The 26896-nt window shown below is 72.0% G+C and carries 23 protein-coding genes; 13 read left to right on the top strand and 10 right to left on the bottom strand.

The window, feature by feature from the left end:
- The 4 genes from ACWDLG_RS03020 (at position 1) to ACWDLG_RS03005 (ending at position 6530) form a co-directional block, all read left to right on the top strand.
- Positions 1-429 carry an ATP-binding protein gene (locus tag ACWDLG_RS03020; protein WP_449915373.1) on the top strand — a complete coding sequence of 143 codons (429 nt, stop codon included), beginning with the start codon at positions 1-3 and terminating at the stop codon, positions 427-429.
- An 836-nt stretch (positions 430-1265) separates the two neighbouring features.
- Positions 1266-3581 carry a sodium-translocating pyrophosphatase gene (locus ACWDLG_RS03015; protein WP_449915372.1) on the top strand — a complete coding sequence of 772 codons (2316 nt, stop codon included), beginning with the start codon at positions 1266-1268 and terminating at the stop codon, positions 3579-3581.
- A 434-nt stretch (positions 3582-4015) separates the two neighbouring features.
- On the top strand, positions 4016-4483 hold the full coding sequence (locus tag ACWDLG_RS03010; RefSeq protein WP_449915370.1) for a SixA phosphatase family protein: 468 nt from the start codon (positions 4016-4018) through the stop codon (positions 4481-4483).
- Between the two features lie 13 nt (positions 4484-4496).
- Entirely contained in the window at positions 4497-6530 is a 2034-nt protein-coding gene (locus tag ACWDLG_RS03005; RefSeq protein ID WP_449915369.1) for an FUSC family protein, read from the top strand.
- A gap of 136 nt (positions 6531-6666) precedes the next feature.
- Here the strand turns inward: ACWDLG_RS03005 and serB are convergent, their stop codons facing one another.
- A complete protein-coding gene (gene serB / locus ACWDLG_RS03000) occupies positions 6667-7881 on the bottom strand; it encodes a phosphoserine phosphatase SerB (RefSeq protein WP_449915367.1) in 1215 nt (404 codons plus the stop codon).
- A 104-nt stretch (positions 7882-7985) separates the two neighbouring features.
- On the opposite strand from serB, the gene ACWDLG_RS02995 reads away from it, so the two are divergent.
- Positions 7986-8669, top strand: coding sequence for a GNAT family N-acetyltransferase (locus ACWDLG_RS02995; protein WP_449915364.1), 684 nt, complete (start codon positions 7986-7988; stop codon positions 8667-8669).
- A complete protein-coding gene (locus ACWDLG_RS02990; RefSeq protein WP_449915361.1) occupies positions 8666-9616 on the top strand; it encodes a lysophospholipid acyltransferase family protein in 951 nt (316 codons plus the stop codon). The genes ACWDLG_RS02995 and ACWDLG_RS02990 overlap by 4 nt, the downstream gene beginning before the upstream one ends.
- A gap of 93 nt (positions 9617-9709) precedes the next feature.
- Here the strand turns inward: ACWDLG_RS02990 and ACWDLG_RS02985 are convergent, their stop codons facing one another.
- From ACWDLG_RS02985 to ACWDLG_RS02975, 3 genes are all read right to left on the bottom strand, one after another.
- Complete coding sequence (locus tag ACWDLG_RS02985; RefSeq protein ID WP_449915358.1) at positions 9710-10279, bottom strand: hypothetical protein; 570 nt, start codon at positions 10277-10279, stop codon at positions 9710-9712.
- Positions 10280-10375: 96 nt separating this feature from the next.
- Positions 10376-11371 carry an S-adenosylmethionine:tRNA ribosyltransferase-isomerase gene (locus ACWDLG_RS02980; RefSeq protein ID WP_354907874.1) on the bottom strand — a complete coding sequence of 332 codons (996 nt, stop codon included), beginning with the start codon at positions 11369-11371 and terminating at the stop codon, positions 10376-10378.
- A 15-nt stretch (positions 11372-11386) separates the two neighbouring features.
- A complete protein-coding gene (locus ACWDLG_RS02975) occupies positions 11387-12043 on the bottom strand; it encodes an SDR family NAD(P)-dependent oxidoreductase (protein WP_449915356.1) in 657 nt (218 codons plus the stop codon).
- A gap of 94 nt (positions 12044-12137) precedes the next feature.
- On the opposite strand from ACWDLG_RS02975, the gene ACWDLG_RS02970 reads away from it, so the two are divergent.
- Together ACWDLG_RS02970 and ACWDLG_RS02965 are read left to right on the top strand one after the other, a co-directional pair.
- Positions 12138-13253, top strand: coding sequence for a GAF domain-containing sensor histidine kinase (locus tag ACWDLG_RS02970; RefSeq protein ID WP_449915353.1), 1116 nt, complete (start codon positions 12138-12140; stop codon positions 13251-13253).
- Positions 13250-13855 (top strand): response regulator, encoded by a 606-nt coding sequence (locus tag ACWDLG_RS02965; RefSeq protein ID WP_449915351.1) that lies wholly within the window; start codon positions 13250-13252, stop codon positions 13853-13855. The genes ACWDLG_RS02970 and ACWDLG_RS02965 overlap by 4 nt, the downstream gene beginning before the upstream one ends.
- 261 nt (positions 13856-14116) lie before the next feature.
- Here ACWDLG_RS02965 and ACWDLG_RS02960 read toward each other — a convergent pair whose 3' ends face one another.
- Positions 14117-14806 carry a hypothetical protein gene (locus ACWDLG_RS02960; RefSeq protein WP_449915348.1) on the bottom strand — a complete coding sequence of 230 codons (690 nt, stop codon included), beginning with the start codon at positions 14804-14806 and terminating at the stop codon, positions 14117-14119.
- Between the two features lie 173 nt (positions 14807-14979).
- On the opposite strand from ACWDLG_RS02960, the gene ACWDLG_RS02955 reads away from it, so the two are divergent.
- Positions 14980-17883, top strand: a complete 2904-nt coding sequence (locus tag ACWDLG_RS02955) for a protein kinase domain-containing protein (protein WP_449915347.1) — start codon at positions 14980-14982, stop codon at positions 17881-17883.
- A 581-nt stretch (positions 17884-18464) separates the two neighbouring features.
- On the opposite strand, the gene ACWDLG_RS02950 is transcribed toward ACWDLG_RS02955, so the two are convergent.
- A complete protein-coding gene (locus tag ACWDLG_RS02950) occupies positions 18465-19175 on the bottom strand; it encodes a hypothetical protein (protein WP_449915345.1) in 711 nt (236 codons plus the stop codon).
- Positions 19176-19241: 66 nt separating this feature from the next.
- On the opposite strand from ACWDLG_RS02950, the gene ACWDLG_RS02945 reads away from it, so the two are divergent.
- The 4 genes from ACWDLG_RS02945 to ACWDLG_RS02930 all read left to right on the top strand — a co-directional run bounded on the left by ACWDLG_RS02945 (position 19242) and on the right by ACWDLG_RS02930 (position 22304).
- Entirely contained in the window at positions 19242-20030 is a 789-nt protein-coding gene (locus ACWDLG_RS02945) for an ABC transporter ATP-binding protein (RefSeq protein ID WP_354907864.1), read from the top strand.
- An 82-nt stretch (positions 20031-20112) separates the two neighbouring features.
- Positions 20113-21033: an SPFH domain-containing protein gene (locus ACWDLG_RS02940; protein ID WP_449915342.1), complete on the top strand. Its 921-nt coding sequence runs from the start codon at positions 20113-20115 to the stop codon at positions 21031-21033.
- Between the two features lie 237 nt (positions 21034-21270).
- On the top strand, positions 21271-22026 hold the full coding sequence (locus tag ACWDLG_RS02935) for a sulfite exporter TauE/SafE family protein (protein WP_449915339.1): 756 nt from the start codon (positions 21271-21273) through the stop codon (positions 22024-22026).
- Positions 22027-22055: 29 nt separating this feature from the next.
- A complete protein-coding gene (locus ACWDLG_RS02930; RefSeq protein WP_354907862.1) occupies positions 22056-22304 on the top strand; it encodes a hypothetical protein in 249 nt (82 codons plus the stop codon).
- Here the strand turns inward: ACWDLG_RS02930 and ACWDLG_RS02925 are convergent.
- The 4 genes from ACWDLG_RS02925 to ACWDLG_RS02910 are packed head-to-tail and all read right to left on the bottom strand — an operon-like array spanning position 22283 to position 26809.
- Positions 22283-23101: an NAD(P)H-binding protein gene (locus tag ACWDLG_RS02925; RefSeq protein WP_449915336.1), complete on the bottom strand. Its 819-nt coding sequence runs from the start codon at positions 23099-23101 to the stop codon at positions 22283-22285. The two genes, ACWDLG_RS02930 and ACWDLG_RS02925, sit on opposite strands and share 22 nt — an antisense overlap.
- A gap of 29 nt (positions 23102-23130) precedes the next feature.
- Complete coding sequence (locus tag ACWDLG_RS02920; RefSeq protein ID WP_449915334.1) at positions 23131-24015, bottom strand: Rieske 2Fe-2S domain-containing protein; 885 nt, start codon at positions 24013-24015, stop codon at positions 23131-23133.
- 30 nt (positions 24016-24045) lie between these two features.
- The gene (locus tag ACWDLG_RS02915; RefSeq protein WP_449915331.1) at positions 24046-24666 is read right to left on the bottom strand and encodes an HD domain-containing protein; all 621 of its coding nucleotides are present in this window, start codon (positions 24664-24666) and stop codon (positions 24046-24048) included.
- 46 nt (positions 24667-24712) lie between these two features.
- A complete protein-coding gene (locus ACWDLG_RS02910) occupies positions 24713-26809 on the bottom strand; it encodes a molybdopterin-dependent oxidoreductase (RefSeq protein WP_449916174.1) in 2097 nt (698 codons plus the stop codon).
- Positions 26810-26896 lie beyond the last annotated feature (87 nt).

Raw genomic sequence — 26896 nt, 5'->3', positions numbered from 1 at the left:
ATGGCAACCGTCGAGCTGACGTTCAGCGCTCTTCCCGCGCACGTGCGGACCGCGCGGCTGGTCGCCACGGCGATCGCGCGTCGGACCGGCGTGGAGGAGTCGCTCCTTGACGAGGTCAGGCTCGCCGTCGGTGAGGCTTGTTCCCGGGCCGTGGAGGCGCATCGCGCCCACTGCCCGGGGGAGCCGATCCGCATCGAGCTCAAGGACGACTCCGGGCGCTTCGAGGTCACGGTCAGCGACCAGGCTCCGAGCGACGAGATCAAGCAGGAGCAGCCTGTCGATCTCGGGTCGCTGTCCGATTCCTTCATGTCGGGCTTCGGCATCGCGGTGATCGCGGGCCTGGCCGACGACGTGGAGGTGTTCCCGAGCCCCAAGGGCATGCGCATCCGGATGAGCTGGCCCGCACCCACCAACGCGCGCATGGTCTGACCCCGCGCCGGCCCCCGGAGAGCGGAACGGCAGCAGGCGTTCCTCGAAGCGTCGCGTCTCTCTCGCGTGAGGGCGGGATCCCCGGGGCGTCGCCCTGAGTCAGGACCCGCCCCGCCGGGCGCCTTCTTCCCGTGGTTGAAGGCGCCTGCCGGGACGCCGCCAGGCGCGGCGGAGGGGCTGCGTCAAGGGTCTCTCCTCCCGTGTGCCCGGAGGCTCGTCTCCAGGACTCCCCATGGCCGGGCAGGGGCCGCAGGAACGCCCCCAGGTGCCGATGACGGCGAGCCGTTTCCATAGGTGCCAGGGCGCGCGTGGGACGCGCCGCCCACAGGCGGCGGTCAGGGCGCACGGCAGGCGGGCGCAGACGACCCTCCCGTACGGCAAGCCGCCCCAGCCCCACCCGGGCCGCGGGGCGGGCGTCCCTCCAGGGAGACGCCGCTCCAGCGCGCGGGGCCGGGCGCCGTGACGCGGTCAGGCCCGGCAGGTCACGCCGATTTCCGCCCCGCACCGGTACGGCCAGTTACCACAGCAGGTAACCCCTATTCCGGTCCAGCCATAAATAGCTCCTGTGACGCCCGTAACCCACCGGAAAATCTTCACTGTCAATACCAAACCGCCTCACTGTCAGGGACTCAGTGGAGGCACCGAAATTTGACGACCCCGAGAGCCTTCATATCCGCGGAACCCGTGCGTAGACTCCCGGCACCGGCCAAGGTGATCCGGCGCATCAGCGGGACTCAACCGGAAGCGGCAGCCCATAACCCGGACGCCGCTGACAGGCCCGCCGCATATCACAGCGCCGTCCGGGCAGGACGTACCCGTCTTGCCGAGGAGAACGGATGTCTAGGCTCTATCTGGCCGCCGAGCCAGCCTCAGCGCTGTCCCTGAGCGGAAACAATCTCACCATCGTCGTCGTGGTCGCAGCCGTGGCCCTGGTCGCGCTCGCCGTAGCCGGCGGCCTGGTACGCGAGGTCCTGGCCGCCGACCAGGGCACCGAGCGCATGCAGAACATCGCGCGTGCCGTGCAGGAGGGCGCGGCGGCTTATCTGACCCGCCAGTTCAGAACGCTCGCGATCTTCGTGGTCCTGATCCCGATCCTGTTGTGGTTCCTGCCAGGGACGACGGACGTGAAGGTCGGGCGTTCCATCTTCTTCGTGGTCGGCGCCGGGTTCTCGGCGCTGACCGGTTTCATGGGCATGTGGCTTGCCGTACGCGGAAACGTGCGTGTGGCGGCCGCGGCCCGGACGTCGGGCGAGAAGAAGGCGATGCGCATCGCCTTCCGCACCGGCGGTGTGGCGGGCATGTTCACCGTCGGTCTCGGCCTGCTGGGCGCGGCGGTCGTCGTGCTGATCTACCAGGGCGACGCGCCGGGCGTGCTGGAGGGCTTCGGCTTCGGCGCGGCGCTGCTGGCGATGTTCATGCGTGTCGGCGGCGGCATCTTCACCAAGGCCGCCGACGTCGGCGCCGACCTGGTCGGCAAGGTCGAGCAGGGCATCCCCGAGGACGACCCGCGCAACGCGGCGACGATCGCCGACAACGTGGGCGACAACGTCGGCGACTGCGCGGGCATGGCGGCCGACCTGTTCGAGTCCTACGCGGTCATGCTGGTGGCCAGCCTCATCCTGGGCAAGGTGGCCTTCGGTGAGCAGGGTCTGATCTTCCCGCTCATCGTGCCGATGATCGGGGTCGTCACCGCCATCATCGGCATCTTCGTCACCCGCCTGCGCGACAAGGACCGCAACGGCATGGCGGCCATCAACCGCAGCTTCTTCATCTCCGCCGCGATCTCGGCGGTACTGGTCTCGGCCGCGGCGTACTGGTACCTGCCGGCCAGCTTCGGCGAGCTGTCGGGCGCGACGGTGCAGTCCACCGCCGACCCGCGCGTCATCGCGATCGGCGCCGTGCTGATCGGTCTCGTGCTGGCCAGCGCCATCCAGATCCTCACCGGCTACTTCACCGAGACCAACCGGCGCCCGGTGAAGGAGATCGGCGAAAGCTCGCTCACCGGCCCCGCCACCGTCATCCTGTCGGGCATCAGCGTCGGCCTCGAGTCGGCGGTCTACTCGGCGCTCATCATCGGCGGTGCCGTCTACGGCGCGTTCCTGCTGGGCTTCGGGAACGTGACGATCGCGCTGTTCGCGGTCGCGCTGGCCGGCACCGGCCTGCTGACCACGGTCGGCGTCATCGTGTCCATGGACACCTTCGGCCCCGTCTCCGACAACGCGCAGGGCATCGCCGAGATGTCCGGCGACGTCGACGGCGACGGCGCGCGCGTCCTGACCAGCCTCGACGCGGTCGGCAACACCACCAAGGCCATCACCAAGGGCATCGCGATCGCCACGGCCGTGCTGGCGGCGACCGCGCTGTTCGGCGCGTTCCGCACCTCGGTGGAGGCGGAGCTGGCCGCCGCCACCGACTCGGTGAAGAGCGCGCTCGGCGCGTTCCAGACCTTCAACCTCGGCATCGACCAGCCGAACGTCCTGGTCGGTCTGGTGATCGGCGCCGCGGTCGTGTTCCTGTTCTCCGGCCTGGCGATCATGGCGGTCGGCAGGGCGGCGATGCGCGTGGTGTTCGAGGTGCGCGACCAGTTCCGCAACAACCCGGGCATCATGGACGGCAGCGTCAAGCCCGAGTACGGCCGCGTGGTCGACATCTGCACCCGCGACTCGCTGCGCGAGCTGGCCACGCCCGGCCTGCTGGCCGTCATGACGCCGATCGCGGTGGGCTTCGCGCTCGGGTACGCCCCGCTGGGCGCGTACCTGGCCGGCGCCATCGCCTGCGGCACCCTGATGGCGGTCTTCCTCGCCAACTCGGGTGGCGCCTGGGACAACGCCAAGAAGCTGGTCGAGGACGGTCACCACGGCGGCAAGGGCTCCGAGGCCCACGCCGCGACCGTCATCGGCGACACGGTCGGTGACCCGTTCAAGGACACGGCCGGTCCCGCGATCAACCCGCTGATCAAGGTGATGAACCTGGTGGCGCTGCTGATCGCACCCGCCGTGGTGGTCTACGCCGACAACGTCGCCGTCCGCGTCGGTGTCACCGTGGTCGCGCTGGTGGTCGTGGTGTCGGCGATCGTCGTCTCCAAGCGCCGCTCGGTGAGCATCGCGCCGGCGGAGACCAGCGAGAAGAAGCCGCAGACCGTCAGTTCCTGACCCGTTCCGCTCGTACGGCCCGCGTCCGGCTTCGGCGCGGGCCGTACGCGTGCCCGGGTGAAACCGCGGCCGAAGCCGTGAGCGGCGTGTGGCGCCGGCCCCGGATGGTGGCCGGGTGGTGGAAGCAGCCCGTGGTGGCGGGTCGGAGAGGTCGCGGCAGTGGTCGGTTTGGCGGAAGCCGTGGAACCGGCCGTGGTGGAAGCCGTCGGGAGCGGCCGGTCGGTGGTCGAAGCCGCTGGAGAGTGGTCGAGGTCGGGCCAGATTCGGGGCCCGGTGCGCTTACCGGGGCGGCCGCCGCAGGTGGAAGACTGGAGGCATGGGAGAGCCTGCCAACTCCGGCGCGAAGACGCTGGTGATCATCTTGCTCGCCATGATGGCGATTCTCGCCCTCATCGCTGGTCTGGCCGTGTGGGCGTCGAACGGTGGCTGAGCACGTGCGCACACTGATCGTGCTGCGGCACGCCAAAGCCGCCCACATCGCCGGTCTGGCCGATCGTGAGCGTCCTCTCACCGACAGGGGTGAGCGTGACTCCGTCAAGGCGGGCGAGGCCATCAAGGCGCTCGGCCTGGCTCCCGAGCTGGTCCTGTGCTCTCCGGCCCTCCGCACCAGCAGGACCGCCGAGCTGGCCTTCCCCACGCTGGAGATCAGCTTCGAGCGTGACATCTACGAGGCCGACTCCGAGGACCTCTACGAGCTGATCCGCCGCCTCGACCCCGACGTCGAGACGCTGGTCCTGTGCGGGCACAACCCCGCCGTGCACGAGATGGCGCTCACGCTGACCGGCGGCGACTTCACGTTCAAGCCTGGCGCGTTCGCCGTGGTCGAGGTCGAGTCCTCGTGGGTAGACCTCTGGCCTGGGGAGGGACGCCTGGTCACGCACTGGGATCCCAAGGAGCACTGAACCGGGGGAGCGGATGCGGGGGGCGATCACCGCGCTGCGCGACGGGTTCCTGTCGCTGCCGGCCAAGCCCCCGTGGCGGTACGGCCTGCTGTGCGGCGTGGCCGTCGCGCTCCCGCTGGCGGTCGGCGCGCTGGCCGGGCGGCCGCGTGAGGGCGCGGTCGTCGCCCTCGGCGCCTACCTGACCGCCTTCGGCGACTCGTACGGCAAGCCGTACGGCGAGCGCGCCAAGAGCCTGTTCGGCACGGTGCCGCTGCTGGTCGTGGCCTTCTGGTTCGGCATCTTCCTGGCCGGGTACCCGTGGGCCGCGGTGTTCGGCGTCGGGCTGGCCGCTGCGGCGGGCGCGCAATGGAAGGCGATCGGGACGCCGCCGGTGCTGGCCGTGGTGGTCGGCTTCTACAGCGGCCTGCCGCTGGGTCTCGCCCCCGCGCTGCTGACCGGGCTCGGCGGGCTCCTGTACTGCGCGATCACGCTGGCGCCGTGGCCGCTGCTCCGGCTCGACCCGCTGAAGCAGGCGCTCGCCGCGGGGTGTACGGCGATGGCCGGGTTGCTGGACGCGTTCGACGAGCCGGAGGAGGACTGGGCGAGGCTCAGGCAGCGGGCGGCGGACGCGCTGGAGGAGGCGGAGACGGCCTCGGCCGCCTTCCACAGCCCCGAGGAGAGCGACCGCTCCCCTGACGCCTTCGTCTCGTCGCTGACCAGGATCTTCCACGAGAGCGTCGCCCTGCGTTCGCTGCGCGCCCAGGCGGTCGCGGCAGGGGCGACGCCGCCGGAGCTGGACGAGGCGGTCGTCGCGCTGTCGACGGCGCTGCGCGGGGTCGGCGGGCATGACGTCACGCTCGACAGCAAGCAGGCGCTGGCGGCGGTGGCCGGCTTCGCCGAAGGGGTGACGGCCGTGCGCGACAGGTTGACGCCCGTCCAGCGGGCGATCCTGGGTCAGGTCCGCAGGTGCATGGACCGTATCGGCCTGGCGGTGCGGTCGCTGTCGGCGCAGGCGCGTGAGGGGGTGCGGGCGCCGGCGACCCTGCCGCGCCTGACCTGGCAGGCGCCCTCGCTGACCGGCCACGACGCCGCGCACGCGGCCAGGTCGGGGATCGCGGTGGCGGTCTCGATGGCGCTCGTGGTGGGCCTGCACGAGACCTACGGCAGGTGGCTGGTGTTCACGGTGCTGCTGGCGCTGCGGCCCACCTACGGCGACACCATCGACCGGGTGACGTTGCGGGTGGCCGGCACGGTGATCGGCTCCACGATGGCCGCGCTGCTGCTGGCCGCCGTGCCGGGGCACGCGACGCTGGTGGTGGTCGTGTGGGCGTTCGCGACGGTGGGGTTCGCGCTGAGGGAGGTCAGCTACGCCTACTGGTCGGTCTTCGCGACGCCGCTGGCGCTCATGCTGTCCGACTTCTCGGCGCGGCTCGACTGGGGCGCGGCCGGGATCAGGGTGCTGCTCACCGTGTGCGGGGGCGTGCTCGCGCTGCTGGCGGCCAGGCTGCTGTGGCCGAGGGGCGAGGTGGGCAGGCTCAGGGAGCGGATGGTCGACCTGCTGCGGGAGCACGCGCGCATGGTCAGGGCGCTGGCCGGCCATGACCTGGAGGACCTGTCCGAGCACACGGAAGCGGCCGGTCAGGCGGCCGACCGGCTGCAGGAGTCCCTGGACACCGTCGACAAGGAGCCGGGCGGTCAGGCGCCCGAACGGCTGCGGCAGGCCTTGACCGACGCGCGCAGGCTGCGCGACGACGTGATCCTGCTGGGGGCCGTCATGAGGGGCGCGCCCGACGGGACGGACGCGACCGTCGCCGTGCTCGACGCCGTGGCCGACAGGATGGAGGCGGTCGCGCACGCCGTACGGCACGACACGGCGCCGCTGGAGACGGACGAACTGGACGTCAATCTCGCCGAGCTGGCCACCCGGATGGACGCGCTCATCGAGGAGGCGTCCGTCACGGACGACACGGCGGTGAAGCGGCAGTTGCGCCACGCGGTCACGGCGCATCCCGCGCTGCGGACCCTCACGGCGGACGCGCTGCGCCTGGCCACGGACGCCTGCCGGTGACGGCGGACGCGCTGCAGTTGACCTGCCCGCCGGACGGCGCGGGGTGGCCGATCCGTCGGGCGGCGAGACGGTCACCGGGTGACCGCTGACCTCCGGTGAAGGTCAGCGGGAGCCGCGGCGTGGCCGTCGAAGAGCGTCAGCGGGCGATCTGGTCCTCGGCGTCGGCGGCCTCGATCTCGTCGCGGGAGATGCCCAGCAGGTAGAGGATCGAGTCGAGGTAGGGCGTGTTGACGGCGGTGTCGGCGGCCTGCCGTACGACGGGCTTGGCGTTGAAGGCGATGCCGAGGCCCGCGACGCCCATCATGTCGAGGTCGTTGGCGCCGTCGCCGATGGCGACGGTCTGGCTGATCGGCACCCCGGCCTCGCGGGCGAACCGCTCCAGGGCGCGGGCCTTGCCGGGACGGTCGACGATCTCGCCGACCACCCTGCCGGTCAGCTTGCCGTCGACGACCTCCAGCGTGTTGGCCGCGGAGTAGTCGATGCCGAGGTCGCTCACCAGGGCGTCGGTGATCTGCGTGAAGCCACCGCTGACGATGGCGAACCTGTAGTCGAGGCGCTTCAGGGTCCGCACCAGCGTGCGGGCGCCGGGGGTGAGCACGACCTCCTCGCGCACCTTGCGGAAGGTCTCCTCCGGCAGGCCGGCCAGCAGCTTGACCCTGCGGCGCAGCGACTCGGCGAAGTCGAGTTCGCCGCGCATCGCCTCCTCGGTGACCTTCGCGACCTCGTCGAGGCAACCCGCGTGCGCCGCGAGCAGCTCGATGACCTCGCCCTGGATGAGGGTGGAGTCGACGTCCATGACGATCAGCCGCTTGGCCCTGCGGGACAGCCCCGTGCGCTGGACGGCCACGTCGACCTTCTGGGCGGCGGCCTCCGCGGCCAGCTCCACCCGCAGCGCGTCGGGGTCGGCGCCGGACACCGACAGTTCGATGCACGTCACGGGCCACTGGGCGAGCCGCTCGATGCGGTCGATGTTCGCCCCGGCGGCGGCGATGCGCCCGGCGATGCCGCCGATCGCGGCCGGCGGCAGGGCGGCGCCGAGCACGCTCACCGACAGGCGGCCGCGGCGGCGCTTCTCCTTGGTCCTGGAGCCGGTGGCGAGGTCGACCTCCATGCCGAGGTCCTCGGCCACCCGCTCGACAGCCGTCCACAGGGCGCCGATGGTGCCGCCCGTGCCGGTCGACGGGCCTCCCACGTAGGCGACGAGGACGCCGAGGGTGAGGCGGCCGCGGATGACGACCTGCTCGATGTCGGCCACGGTCACGGGGAAGCCCGCGAGCACCGAGAACAGTCGTGAGGTGACGCCGGGCCGGTCGGGGCCGGTGAGCGTGATCAGGAGCGTGCGCTGGTCCACATCAGGCCACGCTACTGGCACCCGTACCGTGCTCCGCATCGAGGTTCACCATTCGGACGGCTGACCTTGGGCGTGTGGCCATCATGAGCTGCCTTCATAGGTTCATGCACCGCTACACCGTGGGACTGGCCCGCACGCCCGCCGATCTCCAGGCCGCCCAGCGCCTGCGTTACCGCGTGTTCGCCGAGGAGCTCGGCGCGCGGCTCGACTCGCCCGTCACGGGGTTGGACGTCGACCCCTTCGACGCCTACTGCGACCACCTGCTCGTCCGCTCGGGCGACGACGTGGTCGGCACCTACCGGCTGCTGCCGCCGAAGCGCAAGGACCGCCTCTACTCGGACACCGAGTTCGACCTGGCGGCTCTGGCCCACCTGCGGGACGACCTGGTCGAGGTCGGGCGTTCCTGCGTGCATCCCGACCATCGCGCGGGTGCGGTCATCGGGCTGATGTGGGCGGGCATCGCCCGCTACATGGCCGAGGGCGGCTACGGCTGGCTGGTCGGCTGCTGCTCGGTGCCGCTGCGGGACGCCGCGAACATCATGGAGCGGGCGCGGCTGGCTCCCGAGGAGTACCGGGTCAAGCCGCTGCTGCCGTGGACGGATCTCGGCGAGGGGTCGCCGGCGTTCGTGATGCCGCCGCTGCTGCGCGGCTACCTCCGGCTCGGCGCGTGGATCTGCGGCGAGCCCGCCTACGATCCGGCGTTCGGCTGCGCCGACTTCCTGGTGCTGCTGTCGATGGCCCGGGTGGACCAGCGCTACCTGCGGCACTTCCTCGGGGAGCCGTCATGAGCCCGTGGTTCCCCACGTCCCCGTGCACGACCGCCAGGTGCGTGGACGTGCCCATGCGGGCCGCGGGCGTGCTGCGCCAGGTGCTGCGCGGGCTGGCGGTCATCGCGGTCGTCCTGGTGGGCGTGCCGCTCGCCCGCCTGGTCAGGGGTACGGCACGGCGGCGCGTGACGCTGGCGTGGTCGCGCGCCCTGCTCAGGGCGCTGGGCGTCAGGGTGGAGGTGCGCCAGGGGTTCGCGTTCTTCGCCGGCGCCGTGCCGTCCGCCGAGGCGACGCCGGCACGGCAGGTGGGTGGCGCCCCCGGGACGGCGCCGGCACGGCAGGCGGGTGACGGCCCTGGGACGAGGCCGGCGCAGGAGACGGGTGACGCCCCCGAGGCGCGGCTGGTCGTGGCCAACCACATCTCCTGGCTCGACCCCCTGGTGGTCGCCGCCGCGCTGCCGTGCAGGCTGGTGGCCAAGAGCGAGGTGTCGGCGTGGCCGGTGGTGGGCGGTCTGGCCGCCGGGTCGGGCGCGCTGCCCATCGCCCGCGACTCGCTGCTCGACCTGCCCGGCGCGGTGGCCAGGATCGCCGACACGCTGCGGTCCGGCGAGACCGTTGCGGCCTTCCCGGAGGGGACGACGTGGTGCGGCAGGGGGAGCGGCACCTTCAAACCCGCGGTCTTCCAGGCCGCCGTCGACGCGGGCGCCAGCGTCACGCCGGTGGCCATCGCCTACCGGGAGGCGGACGGGCCGAGGACCACCGCTCCCGCGTACGTCGGGGACGACACGCTGGCCGCATCCGTGCTCAGGGTGCTCGCGGTGCGGCGGCTCGTCGTCGAGGTCACCGTGCTGCCGCCGGTGAGCGCGGCCGACCGGAGGGAGCTCGCGGGTCTGGCCGAGGCCGCAGTGGCGTCCGCGACGGGACGCCTCCCGCTGCCCCGTCACACGTCCACCCCGGCCCTCGCGTGACCGGCCGCGGCGCGCGGGGCCGGCAGGGAACGGGCCGGGCATGGGAACGCCCGCTCCCGGCCAGGCGGAAGCGGGCGTCTGCTCCGGACGGCGTCAGCGGACGACCGTGGTCTTGGCCTGCTTGACGAAGCCGAACCCGGGAACGCCCAGCCGGTCGAGCTCCTCCTTGCTGAGGTTCTCCATGCCGGTCTCGACGTTGTAGGAGACCACCCCGAGGACGGCCTTCTGCGTGCCCGACGCGGTCTTCGTCAGCCTGGCGTCGAAGACCATGGCGACCGACTCGCCCTTCTTCACCGTGGCCGGCAGGACGCAGAACAGGTCACGCTTGATCAGCTCGCAGGCCGTGTCGTCGACGCTGGTCCGGTAGGTGACCTTGCGCAGGTCGACGCCCTTGGGGAAGAGGCCGCCGACGAACCAGGTGCCCGCGGTCGCCTCGTGCGGGCCGGTGTTGACGGCCGTGATCGTGTAACGGACCTTGCCGCCGCGCTTCGCCTTCTTGGTCGCCGTGAGCTTGACGTCGAAGGTGGAGAACGGGTCGGCGGCCGACTTGGCGACCGCGGCGGCCGCGACGGGCGCCGTGGGGGCGGCCGAGACCGGTGCTGCGCTGAAGACAAGGGCGCCCGCCACCGGGGCGGCAACCAGGAAAGAAGCGATGCGGCGCATTCACGTCTCCGATGAGGAAGAGGACGAGGATGCCCAGAAATATGAGCCCCCGTTAAGACCGCAGCTTTTTATCACGTTTGGCCAGGAAAGATCTACCTATTTGGGGGAGAGGAGGAGGTGCGAGTCGCCGAATTCATGCCACAAATAGCCCTCTTGCAGGGCAACCGCATAGGAACGTGCCAACATCTCCTCGCCCGCGATCGCGGCGAGCATCATGAGATGCGTCGAACGCGGCTCGTGCAGCCCGGTGATGAGCCCGGTGACCGCCCTCACGCCCCGCTCCGGCGTCACGAGGTGGTCGGTCCAGCCGGAAGCCGCGCCGACCAGCCCGTCGGAGCCCACCGCGGTCTCCAGCGCCCGCACGACCGTCGTGCCGGCCGCGACGACCTTCCCGCCCTCCGACCGGGTCAGGTTCACCAGGTGCGCCGTCGAGGCCGGGACGGCGAAGCGCTCGGCGTAGGGCGGCTCGTCCTTCTCCACCGAGGCGACGCCGGTGTGCAGGGTGACGGGCGCGACCCGGACGCCGCGGGCGACCAGCTCGGTCACCAGCGGCGACGTGAACGGCCGGCCCGCGCTCGGCATCTCGGCGCTGCCGGGCACCGTGGCGAACACGGTCTGGTAGTCGGCGAGGGGCCAGTCCCTGTCGACGTAGGAGTAGCGGATCGGCACGCCGTACGACATCAGGTACTCCTCCACGTCGCGGTCGAGCGCGGCCCGCCAGAGGCGGGGCGTCTCCCGGGCGAGGAGCCGCAGCGTCGCGCCGCCGGGCAGCGGCAGCCACTCGCCCGCCGCGCCGCCCCCGTAGGGCTCGAACGACAGGCGGCGCAGCTCCACCAGCCACGTGCCGTCCTCACGCGCGGTGGAGAAGTGCACGGCCAGCCGGTCGAGCCGGACGGCCGCGGGCAGGGTGGCCGAGTTGTTCACCACCACCAGGTCGCCGGGCGCCAGCAGGGCCGGCAGGTCCGCGAACGTGTGGTGGGAGTCGCCCGCCTCGTCGGACACCAGCAGCCGCACGGCGTCGCGGGCCACGCCCCGTGCCTCGGGCGGCTCGTGCGCGGCCGGCACGTCTGGAAGCGCGAAGTCAGTGGTCACGGTGCGCTCCGGAACTCATGACAGGGCCACCCTGCCGCTGGCGGGACGGCGCTCGACCAGCTCCCGCAGGGCGGCGGCGACGGTCGCGGGGTCGGCCGCGCCCGCGGCCTCCTCGGCGCCCACGGCGTCGGCGAGCATCCTGGTGTTCATCTCGCCCGGGTCCACCCACCAGACCGCCACGTCGGGCTCCTCGGCGGCCAGCACGTTCGACAGCTGGTCGAGGGCCGCCTTCGTCGCGCCGTACCCGCCCCAGCCCTCGTAGGCGCCGGTGGCGGCGTCGGAGGTGACGTTGACCACGGCCCCGTGGCGGCGGCGCAGCGCCGGCAGCGTGGCCTGCAGCAGCCCCAGCGGCGCGACCACGTTGGTCGCCAGCAGGGCCGTGAAGACGTCGAGCGGGTAGTCGGCCAGGCGCGGCAACGGGGTGGCGCCGAGCCCGCCGGCGTTGTTGACGAGGAGGTCCAGCTCGGGCACGGCCGCCGCCAGCGCGGCCCGGTGCGCGGGATCGGCCACGTCGCCCGCGATGGCCGTCGCGCCCAGCTCGGCGGCGGCCTTCTCCAGCTCCTCGGCACTCCTGGCGGTCAGGACGAGCTGCCAGCCCGCGGCCGACAGCGATCGGGCGAGTTCGAGTCCGAGCCCGCGGGAAGCGCCGGTGATGAGTGCGGTGTTCGTCATGAGGACGACGGTAGGAAGCGCGCCCGTTCGCGGCATCGGGCGAGCGGCCGATGTCGCGGTGAGCACTTCGACCTAGGACCGTAGGCTGAGGATCGTGAGCCCCGAATCCGACATCCTGCGAGCGGTGAGCTCAGCCGTCCTGGCCGTCACCCGGCACCTGTCGGTGCGGGAGGTCCTGCAGGTCATCGTCCGCTCGGCGCAGCAGCTGCTCGACGCCAGGTACGCGGCGCTCGGCGTGCCCGACGAGGACGGCTCCTTCGCCGAGTTCGTCGCCGAGGGGCTCACCGACAAGCAGTGGGAGGCCATCGGCCCGCTGCCTCGCCAGCATGGCATGCTCGGCGCGATGCTGCGCGACGGGGTCCCCGTCCGGATCCCCGACCTGCCGAAGGACCCCAGGTTCGAGTACTGGCCCAAGGCGCATCCGGTGATGCGCGACTTCCTCGGCGTGCCGATCCTCGACGGCGGCGAGGTGCTGGGCATCATCTTCCTGGCCAACAAGAAGGTGCCGGGCGGGTTCACCGAGGACGACGAGAAGCTGCTGACGATGTTCGCGGCGCACGCCGCCCTCGCGCTGACCAACGCCCGCCTCTACGAGCGCGGGCGCGAGCTGGCCATGCTCGAGGAACGCAACCGGATGGCCCGCGAACTGCACGACGCGGTCACCCAGAAGCTGTTCTCGCTCCGCCTGACCGCGCAGGCCGCCCACGCCCTCCTGCCGGTCGACCAGGACCGCGCCGCGATCGAGCTCGACCGGGTGCAGCGCCTGGCCGGGGAGGCGCTGGCCGAGCTGCGCGCCGTCATCGTCGAGCTGCGTCCGGCCGAGCTAGACCGGCACGGGCTCGCCGAGACGCTCCGCAAGCACGTACGGCTGCTCGACCGGCTCCAGCCGTTCCGGGTGACCTTCGAGGGCGACGAGCTGCCGCCGGTGCCCGCCGACATCGAAGTGGCGGTGCTGCGCGTGGCCCAGGAGGCGCTCCACAACGCGCTGCGCCACGCCGGCGCCGACCGCGTCGAGGTGCGGCTCACGCACGCCTCGGGCAAGCTGGTCCTCCAGGTGCGCGACCAGGGCGAAGGGTTCGACGACTCCGCACGACAGCGGGGCCTCGGGCTGGCCTCGATGAGCGACCGCGCCGAGTCGGTCGGCGGGAAGGTGACCGTGACGTCGGAGCCCGGCCGGGGCACGACGGTGCGCATGGAGGTGGACGTGTGATCCAGGTGCTGATCGCCGACGATCATCCAGTCGTACGGCAGGGCCTGCGCACCTTTCTCGACCTGCAGGACGACATCACGGTCGTCGGCGAGGCGGCAGACGGGCAGGAGGCGGTGTCCCTGGTCGAGCGGCTGCGTCCGGACGTGCTGCTGCTGGATCTCAAGATGCCGGTCCTCGACGGCCTCGGCACCCTCCAACGGCTCGGCGGCTCCTCGACCAAGATCCTGGTGCTGACCTCGGTGAGCGACCGGTCCGACGTGGGCCCCGCGATGCGGGCGGGGGCGTCCGGGTTCCTCTACAAGGACGTCGACCCGAACGCGCTCGTCCAGGCGGTGCGGGCGGTTCACGGGGGACAGGTGCTGCTGGCCCCCGAGGCGGCGTCGGCCATGATGGCCGCCGAGTCCACACCGGTGCCGCTGACGGAGCGGGAGCGCGAGGTGCTCAAGCTGATCGCGGCCGGGCGGTCGAACAAGGAGATCGCCAGGGACCTGGCCGTCGCGGAGAAGACCGTCAAGACGCACGTGTCGAACGTGCTGATGAAGCTCGGCGTCCAGGACCGGACCCAGGCGGCGCTCTACGCCGTACGACACGGCCTGGCGTGACGCCCGCCGTCCGACGCCTCCTCCCGACCCCGACCCCGGCACGTTCCGACCCCGGCAGGTTCTGACCCGGGCGCGTTCCGGCCCAGGGCATGTCTGACCCGAGCACCTTGTGACCCGGGCACCTTCTGATCCGGGCACCTTGTGACCCGGGCATGTTGACCCGGGCATGTTTCTGGGCCCGGAAAGACCTGAGCCCCCGGACAGACGTGCTCGTCCGGGGGCCCCGCGCCGCAGGGAACCTCGACCGGTTCCCTGGACGCGTCAGGTGTCCTTCTTCTCGTTCCGCTCCACCCGCGTGGGAGACGGCGGGTTCCACTTCGGCGGGGGCGGCGGCGGGGGCGGCGTGTAGGTGCCGGTGCCCGTGGGGCGCTTCTTCTGCGGCCAGACGATCTTCGTCGTGGTGCTCTTCATGAACAGATGGCCCTTGAGGCCCATCCGGGCGAGCTCTTCCTCGTCGAGGTTCTCCGCGCCGGTCGGCAGGTCGTAGGCGACGACGCCGAGCCTGGCGGCGGCCGTGCCCTTGGTGGTCTTCTTCAGCGTCAGCTGGAAGTTGAGCCACGTCGTGCCGCCCACCGGTACCTGGTACTTCGGCACGCACAGGAAGACCTGGTCCTGCCAGACGCACGAGGTGCCCTTCGGGCCGCCCCACTTCAGGGTCGGGACGACGCCCTTCGGCACGAAGCCCCCGATGCCGAAGTAGTCGGCGTCGTAGGGGCCGAGGTTCTTGGCCTTGATGAGGTATGTGATCTTGCCGCCGCGCTTGGTGGCCTTGTTGTACGTGACCTTCACGCTGAACTTGGAGAACGGGTCCTTCGCCGCCGTCGCCGTCGTGGCGGCCGCCGCGAGGCCGGCCGGAGGCGTGACGGCCGCCGCCGCGGGCGCCGCCACGGCCAGCGGAGTCAGCGGCGCGACCAGGCCGAGCCCTATGAACATGCCGATTGCTCGGCGCATTGGGTTGCTCCCCCCTAACGGAACTGGAAATCCCCCATTGTCTAGTGGATTATTGCCCACGGCAAAGATTTCGCAAAGAGTGATGATCTATCGTGATATGACGTTGCTTGCACACCGTGCAGCGAGCCCGTCACTCTTGCGACTGGGGGGAACGCACGAGGGGGAGGGCTCAGGTGCCTGACAAGCACCCGTTACAGCCAGGAGACCCGGCTGAGCTGGGTCCGTACCGGCTGCTCGGGCGGCTGGGCAAGGGCGCGCAGGGCATCGTCTACAAGGCCGAGGGCCCGGACGGCGAGCTGGTCGCGATCAAGCTGCTCAACACCAGGCTCGACGCGCCCGGCATCGACGCCGAACGCTTCATGCGCGAGGTCGCGGCCGCCCGGCGGGTGGCGCAGTTCTGCACCGCGCAGGTGCTCGGCGCCAACATGGACGGCGAGCAGCCGTACATCGTCAGCGAACTGGTCGAAGGCGTCTCGCTCCAGCGTGTGGTGCAGATGGATGGCCCGCGCTCGGGCGGCGCCCTCTACCGGCTCGCCGTCGGCACTGTCACCGCGCTCGCGGCCATCCACCGCGCGGGCATCGTGCACCGCGACTTCAAGCCGAGCAACGTGCTGCTGGGCCCCGACGGCCCCCGAGTGATCGACTTCGGCATCGCCCGCGCGCTCGACTCGTCCATGACGCTCAGCAGCGGGGTGGTCGGCACGCCCGCGTACATGTCGCCCGAGCAGATCTCCGGCGAGCGGGTCGGGCCCGCCAGCGACATGTTCAGCTGGGCCCTGACGATGACGTACGCGGCGACCGGCGCGCCCGCGTTCGGCCAGGACAGCCTGCCCGCCGTCATCTACCGGGTGATGAACGACCAGCCGGACCTGTCGGCGTTCCCCGACAGCCTGCGGCCGCTGGTGCAGGCGTGCCTGAGCAAGCGGGCCGACGAGCGGCCCACGGCGGCGGAGGCGCTGTTCTCCCTCCTGGAGAACCAGGGCGCCGCCGCCGAACGGGACGCCGAGGTGGCGATGACCACCGGGTCACAGATGGCGGCCGAGGAGGTGGCCAACCCCGCGCTCTACGAGTCCCTGCCGGACGGCTGGTCGAAGCCGCAGGACCCGTCCGTCAACCGCTGGGCCGCCCCGGCCGACCCCGGACAGGGCCACCCTGACGGCCCCTCCGCGTCCGCCCGGCCCGCGCCCGCCCCTCCCGCGGGTCACCCGGACGGGAGCCAGAGCCCGCCCGGGCCGTCGAGCCCAGGCGGCTGGGCGAGCCCGTCGGACTCCGGCGGCTGGGCCAACCCCTCGGGCGCCGCCTACATCCCTCCGCAGGGCTTCGTGCCCCCGCAGCCGGGCCCCTACCACCAGGCCCCCACGGGCCCGCCTCACCCCGGCCCGCCTCACCCTGGCCCTGCTCACTCGGGCCCTGCTCACTCCGGTCCTGGTCACTCGGGCCCTGTTCATTCCGGGGCGCCTTATTCCGGTCCTGGTCACTCGGGCCCTGTTCATCCTGGGGCGTCTCATTCCGGTCCTGGTCACTCGGGGCCGCCTCACCCGGGCCCCGTTCACCCTGGACCGCCTCACCAGGGCCCCGCCCACCCTGGGTCGCCTGCTCATCCCGGTGTGCCCGGACAAGGCGGAACTCACCCCGGGCCGCATCACCAGGCGCCTGGTCGCCCTGACGCGCCCGAAAACGGTCCCGCCCACCCTGGGTCGCCTCATCAGGGGTCCGCTCACCCTGGCGTGCCCGGACAGGCGTCCGCCTATCCCGGGTCGTCTCCCTCCGCCCCCGCGCAACCCCCGCGCGACAACGACAACGATGCCTTCTTCAGGGAGACCAGGCCCGAGGAGCAGCGCGAGGACAGCTCGCGCCGCCGCAGGGCGGTCATGGTCGGCGGCGCGTTGCTCCTCGCGCTCGCGCTGGCCGCCGGCGTGCTGCTGTTCGTGCCGCGGGCGTTCGAGGGCCAGGAGAACCCGGCGCCGACCCCGCTGGCCCAGGGATCCAACACAGCCCAGCCCTCGCCTCCCGTCTCCCCCTCGGCGTCCGTGCCGGTCTCACCGACCGTCTCCGGATCACCGGCCGTCTCCGGATCCCCGGCGCCCACGCCGACGGTCCCGCCCCTCGAGTCGCCGCAGGCCCTGCCCGCGCTCGGCAAACAGGACGGCAAGTCGCTGTCCGGACACAGCGAGCCGATCCAGTCGCTGTCCGCGATCATGGTCGGGGACGACCAGCGGTTCGTGTCAGGCGGGCAGGACGGCGTGCTGCGCGTCTGGGACCCGGTCAAGCGCACCACCATCGCCAAGCTGCGCGGCCACGACAACGACATCTACGCGGTCGCCTGCGTCACCGTCGGCTCCACCCCGATGGCCGTGACGGGCGGCTACGACCACACCGTCCGCCTGTGGAACCTGAAGACCCGCAAGGGCACGGTCCTCGGCAGGCATCCGATCGCCGTGTTCGCGGCCGCCGTGAGCAAGGTGGACGGCCGCTACATCGCGGTCACCGGCGACGGCGACGGCATGCTGCGGTTCTGGGACCTGAAGAAGCGCCGGCAGATCGGCTCCGTCAAGGCGCACAGCAAGGACGTCAACTGGCTGAGCGTGGGCCGCGTGGGCGACCGCCCCGTGGTGGTCTCGGCCAGCGAGGACAAGACGCTGCGGGTGTGGGACCTGGCCAAGCGCAAGGCGTACGGCAAGACGTACAAGGGGCACAGCAAGGCGGTGTTCTCCGTCGCGGTGGGACAGGTGGACGGTAAGGCCGTGGTGGCCTCGGGCGGCAAGGACGAGAAGATCCGCCTCTGGGACCCGAAGACCGGCCGCTCGATCGGCAAGCCCCTGTCCGGCCACTCGAACAACGTGTACTCGCTGTCGTTCGGGTCCGTGGACGGCAAGGCGGTGCTGGCGTCGGGCAGCACGGACGGCACGATCCGGCTGTGGGACCCGCAGAGCCGGCAGGCGCTGGGCGGCTCGGTGAAGGCGCACTCCGGCGGGGTGTACGCGGTGGCGGTCACCCCGGTGGAGGGCGCCCCGGCGGTGGTGTCGGCCGGGAAGGACAAGCGCATCAAGATCTGGCGCTTCGCCTCGACCTCCTGACCCACCGCAACACCCCAGCCGAAGGACACACCCGGGATGGGGACCGACCGCGCGGGAGAGCTCCGCGGCGGGATCGGCCATGGGGGGAGCTCCGTGAAGTGGGATCGGCCGTGCGGGAGAGTTCCGCGGTGGGATCGGCCGCGCGGTCGGGGCGAGACCTGGCCAGCCGGGGAATCTCGAGCGGAAGGGGCACCGGGGAGCCCGGCGGTGGGGTCGGCCAGGTGGCGGTCGGGTGGGGGACCGGTCGTCTGGGGGTTCGGCGGTGGGATCGGCCAACGGGTGGTCCGGGCTGGGGTGGCCAGGTGGGGAATCCGGGGATGGGGGGCGCGTGACGGCGGCCGGCCACGTGCGCTGGAGGAGCGTCTCCCTGGACGGGCGGCGGCCGGTGACCGGGGTGGGCTGTCGGCGGCTTGCCGTACGGGAGGCTCACAGGACGGACCGGAGGAGGCTCGCCGGACGGGCGTCAGGAGGCTCGCGGGGCTGGGAGGAGGCTCGCCGGACGGGTGTCAGGAGGCTCGCGGGGCGGACCGGTGGAGGCTCGCGGGGGCTGGGCGGTGGAGGCCCCGGGACGCCGGGTGGATCTAGTGGTGGGGTTCGAAGACGGCGTGGTGGGCGGAGATGAGGGCGCGGCGGACCGCGGCGTCGAGGGTGCGGAGCGCCGTCGCGCGGGTGGCGATCTGCGCGGACGTCAGCCCTCGCTCGTCGGCCTGCCGCAGGGCCGCCGACAGGCGGGCCGCCAGTGCCGACACCCGGTGGGCGCGCGGCGGGTAGCCGGGGGCCAGCTCGCCACTGTCGTGCAGCCGTCCGGGGTGTCCCTGTGCGGGCCCGCCCACGCCCGCCAGCGCCTCGGTGGCCTCGCGCATGGCGCCGGTCAGCTCGCGTTCGGCCTCGGCCAGCGACGGCAGGTCGGCTCGCGGCGGCCCCGACTCGTGCACGGAGAGGCGCACGCCCACGTAGGAGGATCCGCGCAGGTCCGGTGCCGGGACGAGCCCGATGACCCGCTCGTTCAGCACCGCCATCGCCGCCTCGCCCGCTTCGACGGCGGCCGCGTTGAAGTCCGGCGGCCCCGACAGTCCGAGCGGGTCGCCGGGAGCGGGGAGCGCGAGACGTAGTTCGGTGAGACCATCGACACGCAGCTCGGCCAGATACGCGCGGAGCGGCAGCGAGCCGACCACGACCGGTCCGGCCAGCCGCTCCACCTGGTCGGCGGCCTCGTCGAGGCCCACGTGTCCGGTCAGCCAGGCGTTGCCCCACGCGACGAGCGGCAGTGAGATAGGCGTTTGATGGCGCACCGGTCCACGATATGCGCTCGCCCTGCAATAGGTTTGTCCCGAGCGTTCGACTGGGAGGGATCAGCGATGGGTGGTCAGGTGCTGCGGCTCCAGGATGTCGGCGTCCGGCGCGACGGATCGGCCCTGATACGCGGCGTCGACTGGGCGGTCAACGAGGACGAGCGTTGGGTCGTCATCGGGCCGAACGGCGCGGGCAAGACCACGCTGCTGCAGGTCGCCGCCACGTTGCTGTTCCCCAGCGAGGGTGTGGCCGAGGTGCTGGGTGAGCGGATCGGCCAGACCGACGTGTTCGACCTGCGTCCGCGCATCGGCCTGGCCAGCTCGGCGCTGGCGGAGAAGGTGCCCGCCGAGGAGAAGGTCATCGACCTGGTACTGACCGCCTCCTACGCGATTCTCGGCCGGTGGACGGAGGAGTACGACTCCCACGACGTCACCCGCGCCGTCGAGCTGATCGACATGATGGGTGTCGCGCACCTGATCAGGCGGCGTTTCGGCACGTTGTCGGAGGGTGAGCGCAAGCGCGTCCAGATCGCCCGCGCCCTCATGCCGGACCCGGAGCTGCTGCTGCTCGACGAGCCCGCCGCCGGGCTCGACCTGGGCGGGCGCGAGGATCTGGTGCGGCGGCTGGCGACGCTGGCGGGCGACCACCGCTCCCCGACGATGGTGCTGGTCACCCACCACGTGGAGGAGGTGCCGGCCGGGTTCACCCACGCGCTGCTCATGCGCCACGGATCCGTCGTCACTCAGGGGCCGATCGAGCACGTGTTGACCGCCGACAACCTCTCGCGGACGTTCGGGGTGCCGCTGGTCCTCGACCGCAACGCCGAGGGTCGCTGGTACGCCAGGCCACAGTAGCTTTTGTACGGTTGACGGCTTCGGCAAGCCGGAACCAAATATCATCTTCGGAGTCGGCCCCGACGACTCCCGGAGTGTGGCCATGGGCACCGAGCAGCTGATCGTCGCGCTTGTCATGGTCGCCGTGGTGGGGTTCGCGCTGGTGCGGACCATCCGCATCATCCCGCAGGCCACGGCGGCGATCATCGAACGGCTCGGCCGCTACCATCGCACGCTCACTCCCGGGCTGAACCTCGTCGTGCCGTTCATCGACAACATCAAGGAGATGATCGACCTGCGGGAGCAGGTCGTGTCGTTCCCCCCGCAGCCGGTCATCACGTCCGACAACCTCGTCGTCTCCATCGACACGGTCATCTACTTCCAGGTGACCAATCCCAGGGCGGCCACCTACGAGATCGCGAACTTCCTCGTCGGCGTCGAGCAGCTGACCGTCACGACGCTGCGCAACGTCGTCGGCGGGATGGACCTCGAGCGGACGCTCACCTCGCGCGAGGAGATCAACACCGAGCTGCGCGGGGTGCTCGACGAGGCGACGGGCAAGTGGGGGATCAGGGTCAACAGGGTCGAGCTGAAGGCCATCGACCCGCCGGCGTCCATCCAGGACTCGATGGAGAAGCAGATGCGGGCCGACCGCGACAAGCGGGCCGCTGTGCTGGCGGCGGAGGGTCAGAAGCAGGCGGCGATCCTGACGGCCGAGGGGGAGAAGCAGGCGGCCGTGCTGAGGGCCAGAGGTGAGGCGGAGGCGGCGGTCCTGCGCGCGCAGGCCGAGGCGGAGGCGGCGGCGATGCGGGCCAAGGGGCAGGCCGACGCTATCGGGATGGTGTTCAGGGCGATCCACGAGGGCAAGCCGGACGAGCGGCTGCTGGCCTACCAGTACCTGCAGATGTTGCCGGAGATCGCCAAGGGCGATGCGAACAAGCTGTGGATCGTGCCGTCGGAGATGGGCAAGGCGCTGGAGAACCTCGGCGGCCTGTTCGGCGGCGCCAAGGACAAGCCGGAGTAGGCCAAGGGCAAGCCGGAGTAGGCCACGGACAAGCCGGAGTAGGCCACGGACAAGCCGCAGTAGGCCGTGCGCCGTTGCCGGGCCCCGGCATCGCCGGTCCCGCGCGCCTGGAGCGGCGGCGACCGGATCACGCGGTGACCCGTGATGCGCGGAGAGTGCCCACCCCGGGCGAGGGCAGCTGACGTGTGACGTCTAGGCTCTGGCCGACGTGCATACGGAACGTGAAGGGGGCGGGACGTGACTCCGTGGGAAGCGGTCGCGGTCTGTGCGGCCGGAGTCGCAGCCGGGGCCATCAACGCCGTCGTCGGTTCGGGGTCGCTGATCACCTTTCCCACGCTGGTGGCCGTAGGGGTCGACCCTGTCACGGCCAACGTCTCCAACAACATCGGCCTGGTCCCCGGCTCCTTCACCGGCGCGTACGGCTACCGCGCCGAGCTCAAGGGCCAGCGTGACCGCCTGGTCAGGCTGGGCACGGGCTCGGCGCTCGGCTCCCTGGTGGGCGGCCTGCTGCTGCTGGTCCTCGATCCTGCCGTCTTCCAGGTCGTCGTCCCCGTCCTGATCGCGATCGCCTGCGTGCTGGTGGTGGTGCAGCCGAAGCTGAACGGCTGGCTGGCCGCCCGGCGCGAACACGCCCACCCGGACGGCGGCCCATGGCTGTGGGTGGGCGTGTTCGGCGCGGGCGTCTACGGCGGCTACTTCGGCGCCGCCCAGGGGGTGCTGCTCATCGGCCTGCTGGGCAGTTTCCTGGACGACGGCCTGCAGCGGGTCAACGCGGCCAAGAACGTCCTGTCGCTGATCGTCAACGCCACGGCCGCGGTCCTGTTCACGATCATCGCGCCGGTGGACTGGTGGGCGGTGCTGATGGTGGCGCTCGGCGCCACGCTGGGCGGGTTCCTCGGCGCGAAGGTGGGCCGCCGGCTGCCCGCGCCGGTGCTGCGCGGGTTCATCGTGTGCGTGGGGATCGTCGCCATCATCAAACTGGTGTACGGATAAATCCCAAGTAAATGGGTATAAATCAGGGCATGAAGGGTGATCGGGTCGAGATCGTGATCGACGCGGGGGGTACCCCGCGCACCTACGAAGTGATCGCCACCAAGGCCGGCCGGCGGGTCGAGGTCGCGACCAGGCGCGGCCTCGTCGAGGTCAGCGAGGTGACACGAAGCGGCACGGCCGTACGCACCGCCCGCTTCATGTCCAGCAGGATCCTCGCCCTCGTCGAGCACCCCGCCGACGCGCCGCGTCCGGCGGCTCAGCGGAAGTCGGCCGCGTGATCGGCGGCCCACGCGGCGAATGACCGGGCGGGGCGCCCGGTCAGCCGTTCCACCGCGTCGGTGACCTGCTCCGGAGCGGCGACGAAGCCGCCCCAGGCGGCCACGGCCTCCCGCGCCAGCACCGGGTCACCCCACACCGTGGCCAGCTGCGCCACGGCCTCCTCGGGCGGCATCTCCTCCCACCGCACCTCACGTCCCACGGCCGCGCCGATGATCCGCACCTGCTCGGCCTGGGTGACGGCGGCCGGCCCGCTGAGTACGGGAGCCTGCCCGACGAGCTCGTCCGACAGCAGCGCCTTCACCGCGACGGCGGCGATGTCGGCCTCGTGGATGAGGGAGCGGGCGGCCTGGCCGTACACCCATCGGACGGTGCCGGCGCGGACCGCGTCGGCCCAGCCGAGCGTGTTGGCGGCGAACCCGCCCGGCCGCAGGAACGTCCACTCCAGCGGCGAGGCGCTGATGAGCCGTTCGAGGTCCTTGTGGAACATCGTGGAGTCCTCGGGCAGGTTCGCCGACAGGTAGACGACGCGGCGGGCGTGCGCGGCGACCAGGTCGACGACCTTGGCGGCGGTCTCGGCCGCGAACCCGGGCCAGACGAGGAAGACGCCCTCGACGTCGTCGAGGGCGGCGGACAGCGAGGGGGGGTCGGTGAGATCGCCGGTGACGACCTCGACGCCGGCGGGGAAGGCGGCCTTGGCGGGGTTCCTGACCAGCGCCCGCACCCGGGCGCCCGCGGCGGTGAGCTGGGAAACGGCGTGGCGACCGACGTTGCCGGTCGCTCCGGTGACGAGAATCATGGCGCCGACGTTAGAAGTTCAACAAAGGTTTAAGTCAACGGCCGCACCTGGATCGTGCCGTCCTGCCGTACCCGGGTCTCGAAGATGGGCGCGGGCGCGGTGGCGGGACCGTGTTTGACCGAGCCGTCGCCCAGCCGGAACGTGCTGCCGTGCCAGGGGCACACCACGCACGGCACGCCGTCCTCGAGGACGATCCTGCCCTGGTGGAGCGGGCCCGCCAGGTGCGAGCACTGGTCGGCGAGCACGGTGACGCCACCGCCGTGACGCAGCACGAACAGCTGGATGTAGCCCAGCCTGCGGGCGACCGGCCTGCCCTGCGGCAGGTCGTCGATCCGGCACAGGTCGTGCCAGCCCAGCGGCACCAGGTGCGCGACCTGCTCGGCGTGGTTGGCGCCCGACGCCTGCCGGTAGGCCAGGTGGCCGCCGAGGTAGCCGCCGACCGTGGCCGCGCCGAGCCCCGCCAGGGACAGCGCCTTGCCGCCGCTCTCGCGTCCGGCCAGCCGCAGCAGGAGGGACCCCGAGAAGAGCCCCACCGCGGCCAGGTTCACCATCATGTGGACGAAGCCCACCCGCTGCTGCTCGCGGTGGAGCGAGGACCAGTCGGTGAGCCCTGCGGCGGCCGTCGGCAGCGCGCTTCCGAGCCCCGCGGCGATCAGGGTACGCGTGGCGCGCGGGTCGGCCTTCACCAGGTCGAGCAGGGCGGCCGACACCCAGCAGCCGATCGTCACCGTGGTCAGCGGCGGGTGCAGCGGCTTGCCCATGGGCACGCCGTGCAGCCAGTCGCGGAGCCCGCCGGGGCCGATCTTCTCGCGGACGAATTTCGCCAGCGCGTGGATCGGCCGGTCCATCGTCCTGCTCTTCTCGAGCCGATCGGCCAGATCGACCGGGCCGGCCAGCCTGACTTTCTCCTTCACGACCGGACCCCTACCCCGGCGGTCAGGGGATCACTCGGCGAGGTGGCCCCGGCTGACCGAGAGGTCGACCAGTTCGTAGGCGTAGGCGCCGAGCGACGCCGACCCCTCCTCGATGATCTTCACTTTCTCCCGCACCTGGTCGGCCCGCACCTTGAACAGCGGCCACGTGCCGCCCTCGGTGTGGTGGTTGGCCAGGATCGGGGCGAAGCGGTCGAGCGCCTTGGCGAAGCGCGCCTCCACCGTCTCGCGCGCCTCGAACTCCTCCCACAGCTGCCTGAAGACGCTCGCCTGGTCGGCCGGGAGCAGCGCGAAGATGCGGTCGGCGGCGGCACGTTCGGCGTCGGCCTGCGCCGCCACCGCCACCGCGTCGTAGATGAAGGTGTCGCCCGCGTCGATCTCCACCAGGTCGTGGACGAGGAGCATGGCGACCACGCGCTGGATGTCGGTGCCGGGTGGCGCGTGCTCGCCGAGGATCATCGCCAGCATGCCGATGTACCAGGAGTGCTCGGCGTCGTTCTCCCGCCGCGAGCCGTCCATGAGGCTGTTGCGGCGGATCACCCGCTTCAGCTTGTCGATCTCCAGGGCGAAGGCGATCTGGGCGGTCAGTCGGTCCTCTTCCGGGGCGCTAGTCACGCGCGACACCTTATGCATGCGCCACGCGTCCGTCGACCGCGACGATCACGGCGACGGGGTCACGTCACGGCGCCTCGACGGTGACCGGAACCCCGTTGAAGACGGCGTTCCCGGACGGCACGTCGATCGCCGCGTCGTCGGTCAGCGTGTTCGCGCTGACCCCCGGATGCTCGGCGGCCACCGCCTGCGCGCTGCCCGCGTGGCCCCAGCCGTGCGGCAGGCTGACCACCCCCCGCATGATCGTCTCCGTCGGCTCCAGCGTGACCGTGAGCCGGCCGGCGGCCGAGGTGACCACCGCCTGCCCGTCGAGCCCGAGCCGCGCCACGTCCGCCGGGTTGATCTGCAGCGTGCAGGTGTTGCTGCCGCCGACCAGCGTGCTGACGTTGTGCATCCAGCTGTTGTTCGAGCGCAGGTGGCGACGGCCGATCAGGACCATCTCTGGCGGGGCCTGCTCCAGCCGTTCCTTCAGCCGCTCGACGTCCTCCAGCAGCTGGGCAGGCGCCAGCTCCACCCGCCCCGAGGCGGTGCGGAGGATGCCGGGCAGCCGGGGCTCCAGCGGGCCCAGATCGAGCCCGTGCGGGTTCTCGCGCAGCTTGGCCAGGGACAGCTCGTAGGGGCCGAGCCGCAGCATCATGTCGAGCCTGCGCTCCGCTCCCGTCTCTCCGTCCAGCTCGAGCTCCACGCCGGCCTTCTGGAGGGTCTGGTCGATGACGAACGCGTCCAGGTCGCCCTCGAGACCCGAGGCGATCATCGCGAGCCGCGCCAGGATCTCGCCCTCGGATGGCCGGCCGCCCAGAGGCAGGATCGGCGGCGAGTAGCGCGCGTAGTTGCGCACCGCGAATCCCAGCAGCGCGAAGTCGTAGTGTCCCGACTGCAGCACCCGTGGCGGCGGCAGGATCACGTTCGCGTGCCTGGTCGTCTCGTTGAGGTAGGGGTCGACGCTGACCATGAAGTCGAGCCGTTCGAACGCCCCGTCCAGCCGGGCCCCGTTCGGCGCCGACAGCACCGGGTTGCCCGCCACCGTCACCAGGAAGCGGACCTGGCCCTCGCCCGGCGTCTCGATCTCGTCGGCCAGCGTCGCCACGGGCAGCTCGCCGTTGGCCTCGGGCAGGCCGCGCACCCTGCTCTTCCACCGGCCCGTCGTGTACGGCCTGCGGCTGCCGGGCGCCTCGGTCGCGGCCATGGGGAACATCGCCCCGCCCGGCCGGTCGAGGTTGCCCGTCAGCGTGTTGAGCACGTCGACCAGCCACTGGGCCAGCGTCCCGAACTCCTGGGTGCAGGTGCCGATCCTCGCGTAGACGGCCGCGGACGGGGCGGCGGCCAGCTCGCGGGCCAGCCGGACGACCGTCTCCTCCGGCACCCCGGTACGGCGCGCGACCACCTCGGGGGTGAAGGGCCGGGCCGCCTCCCTGACCTCCTCCAGGCCGTTGACCTCGCACGACACCGTGGTCAGGCCTTCGGTGAACAGCGTGTGGACCAGGCCGAACAGCAGGTAGGCGTCGGCTCCGGGCCGGACGAACACGTGCTCGTCGGCCAGCGCGGCGGTCCTGGTGCGCCGCGGGTCGACCACGACCACCTTGCCGCCGCGCCGCCTGATCGCCTTCAGCCGGCCGGGGAAGTTAGGGGCCGTGCACAGCGAGCCGTTGGACTCCAGCGGGTTGGCGCCGAGCATCAGCAGGTAGCCGGTGCGGTCGAGGTCGGGCACCGGGATGCGCAGGGGGTGCCCGAACATCAGCCCGCTGGCCACGTGCTTGGGCATCTGGTCGGCCGTGCTGGCGGAGTAGACGTTCCTGGTGCCGAGGGCTCTGATGAGCGGCGCGCCGTACAGGGCGCCCGCCATCGTGTGGGCGGCCGGGTTGCCGAGGTAGACGGCGACCGATCGGCGGTCCCGCACGGCCGCGAAGGCACGGGCGACGGTGTCGAAGGCCGCCTCCCATGTCACCTCGCGCCACTGGTCGCCGTCGCGGACCAGCGGCGCGCGGAGCCGGTCGGGGTCCTCGTCGAGGCGGCCGAGGCTGGCGCCCTTGGGGCAGATGAAGCCCTTGCTGAACGGGTCGTCCTTGTCGCCCTTCACGCTGGTGACGTGGCCGCTGTCGTCGAGGGTGAGCGTCAGGCCGCAGACGGCCTCGCAGAGGGGACAGGTGCGGTGCACGGTCGTCATCGCCACTCCTGAGTTCGTCATCTGAACTCATCTTGTCCGGGACGGCACGCCCTGGGAAGGCCCGAGGGCCGAGGCCGTGCCCGGCGC

Source organism: Nonomuraea sp. NPDC003727, from assembly GCF_053586935.1.
The sequence above is the reverse complement of the archived record's forward strand: the minus strand, read 5'-3'. Positions and strand labels throughout refer to the sequence as shown.